We start from the raw sequence: 13005 nt of genomic DNA on the forward strand, positions 1-13005 counted from the left end.
GTTCCGGCGGCCTGTCGGGACCCGCCCGGACGACCTTCGACCGGACCCCATGGAGGCACCAACTCCCTTGGAAACATGGGTGGTTGACGGGTACAGGAGCTCACTCCCAAGGCGCCCGGAGGAGTGCCGCATGACACGCGGACGACAGCACCCGGATGGCGGCGCGGCGCCCTTGAACCCCCCTCGGCAGGGTCACTTTCACGCCAACGAGTTGGGCGCGCGCAACCCCCCGGCGCCCCCTTCGGCGGGGCCCCTGCGAAGGGGTCGCCGGGCATTTCCCCCACCGGATCCGGGCGTTCCCCGCACACCGGATCCACGTGTCCCGCACACACCGGGGCCCCCGGGCACCCCACCACCCCCTGGCCCGGTCCGCCCGCCGTCCCGGATCCGCCCGGCCGCCCCGCCCCGCCCCGGTGTCCCGGATCCGCCGGCCACGACGGGCCCCCGCCCGGGACCGGCGGCCCCGCACACGCCGGTGCCCCCGGCCGTCGGACGGCCGGGGGCACCGGAAGGACACGAGGAAGGCCTCGGAGGGGGAGACCTCAGATCTGCAGCGTGCGCGGCTTGTGCGCCGGACGCCTGGCCTCGTACGCGGCGATGTCGGCCTCGTTCGAGAGCGTGATGCTGATGTCGTCCAGACCGTTGAGCAGCCGCCAGCGGGCGTTCTCGTCGAGCTCGAAGTCGGCGGTGACGCCCTCGGCGCGGACCTGACGGTCCTGGAGGTCGACGGTGATCTCGGCCTGCGGGTCGGCCTCCACCAGCGCCTGCAGCGCGTCCACGACCTTCTGGTCGAGCACCACGGTGAGCAGGCCGTTCTTCAGCGAGTTACCGCGGAAGATGTCGGCGAAGCGGGAGGAGACGACCGCCTTGAAGCCGTAGTTCTGCAGCGCCCAGACGGCGTGCTCACGGGACGAACCGGTGCCGAAGTCGGGACCGGCCACCAGGACCGTGGCGCCCTGCCGCTCGGGACGGTTGAGGACGAACTCGGGGTCCTTGCGCCACGCCTCGAAGAGCCCGTCCTCGAAGCCGTCGCGGGTGACCTTCTTGAGCCAGTGCGCCGGGATGATCTGGTCCGTGTCGACGTTGCTGCGGCGCAGCGGAACGGCCCGGCCGGTGTGCGTGGTGAAAGCTTCCATGGTTCTCAGACTCCGGCAGTCACAGGGGCGTCGGACAGGTCGGCCGGGGAGGCCAGGTGACCCAGCACCGCGGTGGCGGCGGCGACCTGGGGGGAGACCAGATGGGTACGGCCGCCCTTGCCCTGCCTGCCCTCGAAGTTGCGGTTGGAGGTGGACGCGGAGCGCTCGCCGGGCGCCAGTTGGTCCGGGTTCATGCCCAGGCACATCGAGCAGCCCGCGTGCCGCCACTCGGCACCGGCACCGGTGAAGACCTTGTCCAGGCCCTCCTCGACGGCCTGCAGGGCGACCCGGACGGAGCCCGGGACGACCAGCATCCGTACGCCGTCGGCGACTTTGCGGCCGTCCAGGATGCCGGCGGCCGAGCGCAGGTCCTCGATGCGCCCGTTGGTGCAGGAGCCTACGAAGACGGTGTCGACCCTGATGTCGCGCAGCGGCTGCCCGGCGGTCAACCCCATGTACTCCAGGGCCTTTTCGGCGGCCAGGCGCTCCGAAGCGTCTTCGTACGAAGCCGGGTCGGGGACGGACGAGGAAAGCGGCGCTCCCTGGCCCGGGTTGGTGCCCCAGGTGACGAACGGGGCGAGGGCCTCCGCGTCGATGACGACCTCGGCGTCGAAGACCGCGTCGTCGTCCGACTTCAGGGTCTTCCAGTAGGCGACCGCCTCGTCCCACTCCTCGCCCTCGGGGGCGTGGGCACGCCCCTTCAGGTAGGCGAAGGTGGTCTCGTCGGGGGCGATCATGCCCGCGCGGGCACCGGCCTCGATGGACATGTTGCAGATGGTCATCCGCGCCTCCATCGAGAGCTTCTCGATGGCGCTGCCGCGGTACTCCAGGATGTATCCCTGGCCGCCGCCGGTGCCGATCCGGGCGATGATCGCCAGGATGAGGTCCTTGGCGGTGACACCGTCGGGCAGCTCGCCCTCGACCGTGATGGCCATGGTCTTCGGGCGGGCCAGGGGCAGCGTCTGGGTGGCCAGGACGTGCTCGACCTGCGAGGTGCCGATGCCGAACGCGAGAGCGCCGAAGGCACCGTGCGTGGAGGTGTGGGAGTCGCCGCAGACCACCGTGGTGCCCGGCTGGGTCAGGCCCAGCTGCGGTCCCACCACGTGGACGACCCCCTGCTCGACGTCGCCCAGCGGGTGCAGGCGCACACCGAAGTCGGCGCAGTTCTTGCGCAGCGTCTCCAGCTGCGCCCGGGAGACCGGGTCCGCGATCGGCTTGTCGATGTCGAGGGTCGGGGTGTTGTGGTCCTCGGTGGCGATGGTGAGGTCGAGCCGGCGCACCGGGCGGCCGTTCTGGCGCAGACCGTCGAAGGCCTGGGGGCTGGTCACCTCGTGCAGCAGGTGCAGATCGATGAAGAGAAGGTCGGGCTCGCCCTCGGCGCGCCGGACGACATGGTCGTCCCAGACCTTCTCCGCGAGTGTCCTACCCATCGCTTTCCCTCCGGCCGGCGTCTTGGGCCGGCACCTCTAGAGATCTGTGGGCCCACGTCCGTACCCCAGAGCCGGACGCCGGCAACGGACCCGTTGGTCCGCGGGGCCGTACCTACAGGGTGGCAAGATCCTGGGAAAATTGAACTTGCGTTTCACAGAGTGAGACGCGAGTATCGTTGCATGGACAACTCTAGCGGCGTCGGTGTTCTCGACAAGGCGGCCCTTGTCTTGAGCGCCCTGGAGTCCGGCCCGGCCACCCTCGCGGGTCTGGTCGCGGCCACGGGACTCGCACGGCCCACGGCCCATCGCCTGGCCGTGGCACTGGAACACCACCGTATGGTGGCGAGGGACATGCAGGGCCGGTTCATCCTCGGTCCGCGGCTGGCGGAGCTCGCCGCCGCGGCCGGCGAGGACCGCCTGCTGGCCACGGCCGGACCGGTACTGACTCATCTGCGGGACGTGACCGGCGAGAGCGCCCAGCTCTACCGGCGCCAGGGCGACATGCGCATCTGCGTGGCCGCGGCGGAGCGGCTGTCCGGATTGCGGGACACCGTGCCGGTCGGCTCCACGCTCACCATGAAGGCCGGCTCCTCGGCCCAGATCCTGATGGCCTGGGAGGAGCCCGAGCGCCTGCACCGGGGACTCCAGGGTGCCCGGTTCACGGCGACCGCCCTGTCGGGCGTACGGCGCCGCGGCTGGGCCCAGTCGATCGGCGAGCGCGAGCCGGGCGTGGCCTCGGTCTCGGCGCCGGTGCGCGGCCCGTCGAACCGCGTGGTGGCCGCCGTGTCGGTCTCCGGGCCGATCGAGCGCCTGACCCGCCACCCCGGCCGGATGCACGCCCAGGCCGTCATCGACGCGGCCGCCCGCCTGTCGGAGGCGCTGCGCCGGTCCGGCTGATCCTCGCCACGTCCATCCCCGTCCTGCTGCCGATTCCGGCCCACCGCTTCAACGCCGCAGCGGTGGGCCGGAGTTGTGTCTCCGCCCGGCGCGCGAGGCCCGCGCTCCCGCTCGTCACCACCACCCCCGCACCCCCGCACCCCCGCACGCGACGTGTGACATGCGACGTGCGACGTGAGGTGCCGTGCGGCGCGAAGATCACGCACGAGGCGCGGCAGGCGGAACACACGAAGAAGCCCTCCCCTGCTGGGGAGGGCTTCTTCTCTCTGTACCCCCGACCGGATTCGAACCGGCGCTACCGCCTTGAGAGGGCGGCGTGCTAGGCCGCTACACAACGGGGGCCTTGCAGATGAGCTCTGCGAGCTGGCCTACCAGGACTCGAACCTAGAATGACGGTACCAGAAACCGTAGTGTTGCCAATTACACCATAGGCCATGGTGGTTTAGACCAGTACCCCCGACCGGATTCGAACCGGCGCTACCGCCTTGAGAGGGCGGCGTGCTAGGCCGCTACACAACGGGGGCCCTAGCGATCCTGCATCGAGAACATGGGAGCTACCCAGACGACCTCGCGGGAAGGATCTGTACCCCCGACCGGATTCGAACCGGCGCTACTGCCTTGAGAGGGCAGCGTGCTAGGCCGCTACACAACGGGGGCTTTGCGGATGCTGTGCCGTGTCGACACCAACCGCGATGCAGATAAGCTCTGCGAGCTGGCCTACCAGGACTCGAACCTAGACTAACTGAACCAGAATCAGTCGTGCTGCCAATTACACCATAGGCCACCAAAACGCAACCCCCGGTGGGAGTGTTGTTCGGGTTTGCGCTTCGGGTTTCCGGCCTTTCGGCCCGCTCCCCTCGGCGCAGGAAGAACATTACCCGAAGGTCTCCGACGCTCCAAAACGGGTATCTCCGCGCAGCAGGCCGGGCAGCTGGTCGAGGCCGGTGATCCGGGTCAGCTCGGGTCTCCCGCCGAGACCCAGCCGGTCCAGCCAGATGCCGGTCAGTCCCGCCTCGACCGCGCCCCGGGCGTCGATGTCCGGCTGGTCACCGACGTAGGCGACCTCCTCGGGCCGCAGCGCCATGGCCCGGCAGGCGGCGTGGAACGCCTCCGCCGCGGGCTTGGACACGCCGAGCTCGGCCGCGCACAGCACGGTCTCGAAGCGGTCGCGCACCCCGAGGACGCGCAGCTTGCGCTCCTGGTTGCGGACGGAGGCGTTGGACAGGACGGCGTGGCGGTAGTCGGCGGCCAGGACGTCCAGGGCCGGCACGGTGTCCGGGAAGAGCTTCCAGGCGGTCTCGTAGTGGCCCAGGTAACGGGCGAACCACGCCGCGGCCTCGTCGTCGTCCAGGGGCTCCCCCAGGAAGTCGCGCACCTGGTCGCGCCGCTGCGCCTCGTAATCCACACCGCCGGCCGCGAAGCGCGCCCAGTGGAACCGGGTCAGCTCCTGCCAGCGCAGCAGCGCCTCCTCGACGGTGGCGAACCTGTCAGTCAGGCCCTCCGCCCGGAGGTGGCCGAGCATCCCCGCGCGGTCGGCGCCGGCGTAGTCGAAGATCGTGTCGTCGATGTCCCAGAGGACCGCGCGGATCTGCATGATCCGAGGCTACGCAGCCCGGTCCGGGTCGGGAACGGGGCGTGCCCGGATCGTGGAGGACGGTTCCGGCGCGCACCCGGTCGGCCGCCCCGCTCCGGACGGCGGCCCCACGCGACGGCCACCGGCTGCGACCGGGCGGCCCCACGCCACGGCCCCACGCCACGGCCGTCGGGCCGCGGCTCAGGCGCCGGCCTCCGACGGGACGACGAAGAAGTCGGTGACGAAACAGGTGATCGCGCCGTCGGCGTCGCGGCCCACCCAGGTCGGGTAGACGCCGTCGCCCCAGCCGGAGGTGAAGGCGACCAGGTTGTGGCCGGTGTCCGGTGCGGTGATCAGGTGGGGGCCGTTGGACCAGTCGGCCTGGTCGAAGGCGTCCCACAGCGGCCCTTCGTCGCCCTGGCAGTCGGGGAAGGACTCGTCGCACGCCACGTCGTAGAAGCAGCCCGCGCCGGCGTCCACGCCGTAGCCGAAGAACTGGTCGTCGGAGAGCTGGGAGGCGTCCTGGCCGGGCTGGAGGGCGAGCTCGTAGGACACGGTGGGGGTGTCCTTGATCACGAGGCGGGCGGCGGCCACGCGCTCGTGCGGTTCGGCCGGTTCCTGCCCGTCCGGCGGTGCGGCCTCGTCGGGCTGTGTGATGGTGACGAGGGCTATCTCCACCGGGTACCGGCCGGGCGCGACCTCGGCGGTGAAGGGCTCGGCCTCGCCCGCGCCGAGGCTGATGAACGGGTCCGAGGCCACCACGCGCCCGGTGGGCAGCCACAGCTCGCCCCCGGGCACCACGGTGAGCCTCCCCAGAGCGCCGGTCTCGAAGCGGAAGGTGTTGCCCGGCGTGAAGTGCCAGGAGAAGTCGGCGGCTGCCATGGGCATGGGGGTCCCCCATCACGGAAAGAGCGCCGTCACGAATTCGTCGGAGCGGCTCGGAACAGGGGAACCCTAGCCGTGCCCGCCGACAACGCCGAAGGGGCGGCCACCCGTGTCCGGTGGCCGCCCCTTCGGCGTGTGCGGGAGGCTCAGGAGGCGAGCTTCTCCAGCGCGGCGTCGATGCGGGCCAGGGTGCGCTCAGCGCCCAGCACTTCGAGCGACTCGAAGAGCGGCAGGCCGACCGTGCGGCCCGTGACGGCGACCCGGACCGGGGCCTGGGCCTTGCCGAGCTTGAGGCCGTGCTCCTCACCGGCCGCGAGGACGGCGTTCTTCAGCGCCTCGGGGCTGGACCAGTCCGCCACCGCGAGCTTCTCGCGGGCGGTGCGCAGCAGGGCGTCGGAGCCCTCCTTCATCGCCTTGTTCCAGGACGCCTCGTCCTCCACCGGCTCCTTGCGGAAGAGGAAGTCGACGTTGGCGGTGATGTCGGAGAGGACCGTGAGGCGGGTCTGGGCGTGGGGGGCGATCGCCTCCCAGGCGGCCCGGTCGAAGTCCTCGGGGTCCCAGTTGGCGTGCGGGGCCCGCAGCCAGGGCTCGCAGGCCTCGATGAACGCCTTCACGTCCAGCATGCGGATGTGGTCCGCGTTGATGGACTCGGCCTTCTTGAGGTCGAAGCGGGCCGGGTTGGCGTTGACATCGGCGATGTCGAACTTCTCGACCATCTCGGGGATGGTGAAGACGTCCTGGTCGGCCGAGAAGGACCAGCCGAGCAGCGAGAGGTAGTTCAGCAGGCCCTCGGGGAGGAACCCGCGCTCGCGGTAGATGTTGAGGGAGGCCTGCGGGTCGCGCTTGGACAGCTTCTTGTTGCCCTCGCCCATGACGTACGGCAGGTGGCCGAAGGCGGGGATCGCCTTGGCGACGCCCAGCTCGATCAGCGCCTTGTAGAGCGCGATCTGGCGCGGGGTGGAGGACAGCAGGTCCTCGCCGCGCAGGACGTGGGTGATCTCCATCAGCGCGTCGTCGACGGGGTTGACGAGCGTGTAGAGCGGAGCGCCGTTGGCACGGACGATGCCGTAGTCCGGGACGTTGTCCGGGGTGAAGGTCAGCTCGCCGCGGACCAGGTCCGTGAAGGTGACCGGCTCGTCCGGCATCCGGAAGCGGACGATCGCGGTGCGGCCCTCGGCCTCGTACGCGGCCTTCTGCCCGGCGGTCAGCTCACGGCAGTGGCCGTCGTACCCGGAGGGCTTGCCGGCCGCGCGGGCGGCCTCGCGCCGGGTGTCCAGCTCCTCGGTGGTGCAGTAGCAGTGGTACGCGTACCCGCCCTCGAGGAGCTTGTCGGCGACGTCCTTGTACAGGTCCATCCGCTGCGACTGCCGGTACGGGGCGTGGGGCCCGCCGATCTCGGGGCCCTCGTCCCAGTCGAGCCCGAGCCAGCGCATCGAGTCGAGGAGCTGCTGGTACGACTCCTCGGAGTCGCGCGCCGCGTCGGTGTCCTCGATGCGGAAGACCATGGTGCCCTGGTTGTGCCGGGCGAACGCCCAGTTGAACAGGGCGGTGCGGACCAGACCCACGTGCGGGTTGCCGGTCGGCGAGGGACAGAAACGTACGCGGACGTTCGCGTTAACCACGCTTGATCACCTTGTTGGTGAGAGTGCCGATGCCTTCGATGGTGACGGCGACCTCGTCGCCGACGGTGAGGGGGCCGACCCCGGCGGGGGTGCCGGTGAGGATGACGTCGCCGGGGAGCAGCGTCATGGCCTCGGTGATGTGGACGACCAGGTCCTCGATGGAGCGGAGCATGTCGCTCGTACGACCCAGCTGGCGCTGTTCGCCGTTGACGGTGCACTGGACGGCCAGTCCGTCGGCGATCGCGGCGGGGTCGATGCCGGTCTCCACCCAGGGGCCCAGGGGACAGGAGGTGTCGAAGCCCTTGGCCCGGGCCCACTGCTTCTCGCGCCGCTGGGCGTCGCGGGCGGTGACGTCGTTGGCGCAGGTGTAGCCGAAGATGACGTCCTTGACGCGCTCGCGCGGGACCTCTCGGCACATCCGGCCGATGACGACGGCGAGCTCGGCCTCATGGTGCAGCTCGTCGGAGAAGGAGGGGTACTCGATGGCGTCGCCGGAGCCGATCACCGAGGTGGTGGGCTTGAAGAAGGCGACGGGCAGGTCGGGGACCTCGTTGCCCAGCTCCGCCGCGTGCTCCGCGTAGTTGCGGCCGATGCCCACGACCTTGTTGGGGAGGACGGGCGGCAGCAGCCGGACCTTGCTCAGCGGGACCCGGGTACCGCTGAGTTCGAAGTCGGTGTACGGAATGCCCTTGATGATGTTGAGGACGAGGCCGCCCTCCGCGCCGGTGGCGCTGTCACCCTCGACCGCGCCGAAGGCGACATTGCCGTCGATGGAGAATCTGGCGATGCGCACGGGATGCCGTGCCCCTTACTTCCGCTGGCTGGAGTCTGACGCTCCAGGCTAACGCGGCGGACGGTGCGCTCCGGCGAGTGAACCGGGGGGCACGCGGCGCGCGGTGGCGGACGCCGCCCTCGCGCCGGCCCGGCGACCGGCCCGGCGCCCTGCCCGACGACTGTCAGGGCGGGCGCCGGGCGGGGCGTACGGGCGGGGTGTCCCCGCCCCGGGGCGGTGCGGACGCGTCAGGCGGCGTCCGAGGTGTCAGGCGCCTCCGGGATCAGGACGCGGAGGGGACGGGGGCGTCGACCAGGATGGTGCGGCGCGGGTTGGCGGTGCTGGTGGGGAGGTCGACCGAGTGCTCCGGCTGCGCACCGCGTCCCAGCCGGCCTGCGTCGGCCAGGTGCACCAGGGTCGTGCGGCGCGGGTTGGCGGTGGTGCGGATCGTCATCGTCGTCTTCATCGGTGGCTTCGACCTCGGGGGTACGGGCGCCCGGTGGGGCGCCGGTTGACGGATTGCCCATCCCTGTAAAGCGTCAGGCTAAACATTGGTTTCCCCGCAAATACCGGTAAGAGGCAACGATCTCTATGTGAGTTTGCTCACCACTGCCGGGACAATCGCGACATCACGGACCGACGAGGGGTATGCCCCAATCGGACATTGCGTACCTGAACGAGCCATTCCGCTCCTGATCATCGCGACTGGGACACCCCTCTCACCCAAGCGACTCGTACGAGATCGCCCGATTCCTCCCTGATCACCTTCTACAGCAGGTGACAGAACCCTCACACGGGGTGACCCGGGAGGAGGTGCTTCCTGCCGCCCTTGTTGGAGATCCGGCACTGTGCTGGAATTCCACGCACCGCCGCGGAATAAGACCGGCGCGCAGGGGCGCAACGCAGCGCCGAGCGGCGGTGGGGAAGGGGGATCTGCGCCGGTCGCTCACGACCACCATGGGGCGCGCTCGCGCTCCACGACGCCGACACCGTCCTTTCCGTTCACGCGGAGGGACGCCTGGTCCAGAGGTTGCGACGCTAGTGCAGGGACGTTTCAAGAGGGATGGCAGCGCTGCGGCGGAACAGGAGCCGCGCGGCGGGACCGACCGCGGCTCCTCGCCCCAGCACACCCAGAACCCGGGACCGGCGGCGTCCGGCGAGGGCGGCGACCGTGCCGCACGCGCCGGGACGAAGCCGGGCGCCGCGGAGCCCGAGGCTTCGCCGGCGCCTCAGGGAGCACCCGATACCGGCTCCCGAATAGCCCTGCGCAACTGGCGCATCAGTACCCGTCTGGTATCCCTGCTCGCCCTCCCCGTGGTCGCCGCGACCACGCTGGGCGGCATCCGTATCAACGAGTCCATGAACGCCATGGAGCAGCTGGATCACATGCAGCTGCTCACCAAGCTCACCAAAGAGGCGACCAACCTCGCCCAGGCGCTCCAGGAGGAGCGGGACCAGACGGCCGGTCCGCTGGCCAACGGCGCCTCGGCCTCGGACAGCCTCAAGGTCTCCGAGCGGCACAAGACGTCCGACCGCGCGCAGAAGGCGTTCCTCCAGGCCACCGAGGAGATCGGTGAGACCCAGGGCAACGAGGCGCTGCAGAGCATCCGCTCGAACGTGACCCAGATCGCCATGCAGGTCGTCGACCTCGGAGCCATCCGGACCGACGCCTACAAGAAGGGCACGCAGCACTCTCAGACGATCGAGCGCTACAGCCGTCTGATCGAGTCGCTGCTCAGCCTCTCCCAGGACATGGCGCAGGCGACCAGCAACTCCGACATGATCAAGCGCACGCGGGCGCTCGCCGCCTTCTCGAGCGCCAAGGAGTACGCCTCCATCCAGCGGGCCATCATCGCGGCCGCCCTGCCCACGACCGACCGCGAGCAGGGCGACCTCAACCCGAACGACCGCCTCTACGGTCTGAACGCCCGCAACAACGAGAACGCGGAGATCAAGTCCTTCCAGGCGATCTACGCCTCGGTCGGCGGCGACGCCACCGAACTGCTGGCCCCGCTCAACAGCGGCAACCCGTCGATCACCGCGGCCGACAAGTACGCGGACCGGGTGCTGAGCGACGACAGCGGCATGGAGAAGCAGCCGCCTCGCGGTTACCTGGACTGGACCGACGAGGACGACACCAAGATCCAGGCCATGAACACCATCGAGGCCACGCTGCTGGGCGAGATGGAGGGCAAGGCGCGTGACCTGCGCCAGGAGTCGCAGCGCGACGCGATCATCAACGGTGCGCTGATCCTGCTGGTGCTCGGTGTGTCGCTGGTCGGCGCCTTCGTGGTGTCCCGCTCCATGATCCGCTCGCTGCGGCGCCTCCAGGACACCGCGACCCGGGTCGCCCAGGACCGTCTGCCCGAGCTGGTCAAGCAGCTCTCCGAGGCCGACCCGCAGGACGTCGACACGTCCGTGGAGTCGGTGGGCGTGCACTCCCGGGACGAGATCGGCCAGGTGGCCGCGGCCTTCGACGACGTGCACCGCGAGGCCGTCCGCCTCGCCTCCGAGCAGGCCCTTCTGCGGGGCAACGTCAACGCGATGTTCACCAACCTCTCGCGCCGCAGCCAGGGCCTGATCCAGCGTCAGCTGTCCCTGATCTCGGAACTGGAGTCCCGCGAGGCCGATCCGGACCAGCTGTCCTCGCTGTTCAAGCTCGACCACCTCGCCACCCGCATGCGCCGTAACGGTGAGAACCTGCTGGTTCTCGCGGGTGAGGAGCCGGGGCGCCGGTGGACCCGGCCCGTCCCGCTGGTCGACGTGCTCCGCGCCGCCGCCTCCGAGGTGGAGCAGTACGAGCGCATCGAGCTCTCCTCCGTACCGGCGACCGAGGTCGCGGGACGCGTCGTCAACGACCTCGTGCACCTCCTCGCCGAGCTGCTGGAGAACGCCACCTCGTTCTCCTCCCCGCAGACCAAGGTCCGGGTCACCGGTCACGCGCTGCCCGACGGCCGGGTACTGGTCGAGATCCACGACACCGGTATCGGCCTCTCCCCCGAGGACCTGGCCGCGATCAACGAGCGGCTCGCGTCGCCGCCGACCGTGGACGTCTCCGTCTCCCGCCGCATGGGTCTGTTCGTGGTCGGCCGGCTGTCCCTGCGACACGGCATCCGCATCCAGCTGCGCCCGTCCGACTCGGGCGGCACGACCGCGCTGGTCATGCTCCCGGTGGACGTCGCCCAGGGCGGCAAGAAGGCTCCGGGCAAGCCCGGCCCCGGCGGACAGGGCGCCATGCCGCAGGGCCCGTCGGGCTCCGGCGGCCGCCTGACCGGCGGCCCCGGTGCGGCCGGCGGTGGACGCCCCGGTCTCACCGGTGGCCCCGGCGGTGCGCGCGGCCAGGTCGGCGCGGGCTCCGGCCCCCGGGCCGCCCTCCCCGGCCGCAACGACGCGGCCGGCCGCCCGAACGGGCTCATGGGCGGCGGTCAGCAGGGCCGTCAGGGCCAGGGCGGGCCGCAGGCCCAGGACCCGCAGCGTCAGAGCGGTGGTCTCCAGGACGCCGGCCTCCAGGGCGCCTTCGGCGGCTCCGGCGGCCGCCCCCAGCAGGGCGGACCCGGCGCTCCCGGCAACGGTGCTCCCGGCAGCGGCATCCCGACCCGTTCCGACGTGTGGCAGAACGGCCCCGCCGAGCAGGGCGGCCAGAACGGCCGTACCGGCCAGGGCGGTCAGGGCGGCCAGAACGGCCGGCCCGTGCCGCCCCAGCAGGGCAACCAGCCCCCGCAGCGCGGTCAGCACCAGCAGCTGCCCCCGTCCGGCGGTGCCCGTCCCGAGCTCCCCGGCGGCACCCGACAGCCGCAGCGGCCGCAGCGCCCCGGCACCACCAGCTGGGGCAACGACCAGTCCCCCGTGCCCCCGCAGCAGCACACGCCGCTGGACGCCCCGCGCGGGCACGAGGAGCACGAGGCCACCGGGCAGTACGCCCGTCCGGACCTGACCGGCCCCCAGCCGGGCGCCCAGGACCCCGCGTCCACCGCCCAGTTCTCCCGTCCCGACTTCGGGGCCCCGCAGCCTCCGGCACCGCGCCGGGGCGGCCGGGACGGCTCCGCCGACTTCGGCGCGCCGCGCCCGCCCGCCGCGGGCCTGCCGCAGCAGCAGCCCGAGGCACTGCCGCCCGCGCCGGGCACCGGCGACGGCCGCACGCCGCTGTACGACACCCTGGAGACCAACTGGTTCCACGGCTCGCAGGAGGGCCAGCAGGGCCAGGGCCAGCCGGACCAGGTACAGCAGAACCAGGCACAGCAGCAGTCGGGCGGCCAGGGCCGGGGTGCGCAGGGTGCGCAGAACCCGTACCCCCGGCACGACCAGACCGTCCCGAACCCGGTCGTGCCGCAGTCGGGCGCCCCGTCGCCCACGCGCTCCGGCCAGGGCGGCGACGCGGCCTCCACGACCGGCTCGTGGCGCACTTCCCCCAACGACGAGCTGGTGCGCCAGGCCGAGCGGGTCCGCAAGCCCGCGGCCGGCGGCATCACCACGTCCGGTCTGCCCAAGCGGGTCCCGCGCGCCAATCTGGTGCCGGGCACCGCGCAGGAGCAGAACCACCAGAGCGGTCCGCAGGTCTCGCGTGCGCCCGATGACGTACGCGGTCGCCTGACCAACCTCCGTAGGGGCATCCAGCAGGGCCGACAGGCAGGAAACTCGGCCACTGGCAGCTTCAATATCGGCCCCAACCACCAGCAGGAGCGTTAGTTGA

General features: G+C 71.4%; 9 protein-coding genes and 5 tRNA genes. 2 read left to right on the forward strand and 12 right to left on the reverse strand.

Annotated elements, in window-relative coordinates; genetic code table 11:
- Positions 1 to 542: 542 nt before the first annotated feature.
- Complete coding sequence (gene leuD, locus PUR26_RS31710) at positions 543 to 1136, reverse strand: 3-isopropylmalate dehydratase small subunit (protein ID WP_329877823.1); 594 nt, start codon at positions 1134 to 1136, stop codon at positions 543 to 545.
- Between the two features lie 5 nt (positions 1137 to 1141).
- Positions 1142 to 2566, reverse strand: coding sequence for a 3-isopropylmalate dehydratase large subunit (gene leuC / locus PUR26_RS31715; protein ID WP_329877825.1), 1425 nt, complete (start codon positions 2564 to 2566; stop codon positions 1142 to 1144).
- Between the two features lie 180 nt (positions 2567 to 2746).
- Here leuC and ndgR point away from each other — a divergent pair, with 180 nt between their 5' ends.
- On the forward strand, positions 2747 to 3463 hold the full coding sequence (gene ndgR / locus PUR26_RS31720; protein WP_026278050.1) for an IclR family transcriptional regulator NdgR: 717 nt from the start codon (positions 2747 to 2749) through the stop codon (positions 3461 to 3463).
- A gap of 269 nt (positions 3464 to 3732) precedes the next feature.
- Here the strand turns inward: ndgR and PUR26_RS31725 are convergent.
- The 10 genes from PUR26_RS31725 to PUR26_RS31770 form a co-directional block, all read right to left on the reverse strand.
- Positions 3733 to 3805: transfer RNA gene (locus PUR26_RS31725), tRNA-Glu, on the reverse strand.
- Positions 3806 to 3826: 21 nt separating this feature from the next.
- Positions 3827 to 3898: transfer RNA gene (locus PUR26_RS31730), tRNA-Gln, on the reverse strand.
- 16 nt (positions 3899 to 3914) lie between these two features.
- A tRNA-Glu gene (locus tag PUR26_RS31735) sits at positions 3915 to 3987 on the reverse strand.
- A 60-nt stretch (positions 3988 to 4047) separates the two neighbouring features.
- Positions 4048 to 4120, reverse strand: a tRNA-Glu gene (locus PUR26_RS31740).
- 55 nt (positions 4121 to 4175) lie between these two features.
- Positions 4176 to 4247: transfer RNA gene (locus PUR26_RS31745), tRNA-Gln, on the reverse strand.
- Positions 4248 to 4337: 90 nt separating this feature from the next.
- The gene (locus tag PUR26_RS31750) at positions 4338 to 5057 is read right to left on the reverse strand and encodes an HAD family hydrolase (RefSeq protein ID WP_329877831.1); all 720 of its coding nucleotides are present in this window, start codon (positions 5055 to 5057) and stop codon (positions 4338 to 4340) included.
- A gap of 180 nt (positions 5058 to 5237) precedes the next feature.
- Entirely contained in the window at positions 5238 to 5924 is a 687-nt protein-coding gene (locus PUR26_RS31755; protein ID WP_329877833.1) for a DUF4241 domain-containing protein, read from the reverse strand.
- A gap of 143 nt (positions 5925 to 6067) precedes the next feature.
- Complete coding sequence (gene gltX, locus PUR26_RS31760; protein WP_329877835.1) at positions 6068 to 7543, reverse strand: glutamate--tRNA ligase; 1476 nt, start codon at positions 7541 to 7543, stop codon at positions 6068 to 6070.
- Complete coding sequence (locus tag PUR26_RS31765) at positions 7536 to 8336, reverse strand: fumarylacetoacetate hydrolase family protein (protein ID WP_329877837.1); 801 nt, start codon at positions 8334 to 8336, stop codon at positions 7536 to 7538. Before PUR26_RS31765 ends, gltX begins: the two co-directional genes overlap by 8 nt.
- 262 nt (positions 8337 to 8598) lie before the next feature.
- The gene (locus PUR26_RS31770; protein ID WP_329877839.1) at positions 8599 to 8781 is read right to left on the reverse strand and encodes a hypothetical protein; all 183 of its coding nucleotides are present in this window, start codon (positions 8779 to 8781) and stop codon (positions 8599 to 8601) included.
- 575 nt (positions 8782 to 9356) lie between these two features.
- Here PUR26_RS31770 and PUR26_RS31775 point away from each other — a divergent pair.
- Positions 9357 to 13001, forward strand: coding sequence for a sensor histidine kinase (locus PUR26_RS31775; protein ID WP_329877841.1), 3645 nt, complete (start codon positions 9357 to 9359; stop codon positions 12999 to 13001).
- Positions 13002 to 13005 lie beyond the last annotated feature (4 nt).

The organism is Streptomyces sp. SP18CS02 (assembly GCF_036322365.1).
GTDB lineage: Bacteria > Actinomycetota > Actinomycetes > Streptomycetales > Streptomycetaceae > Streptomyces.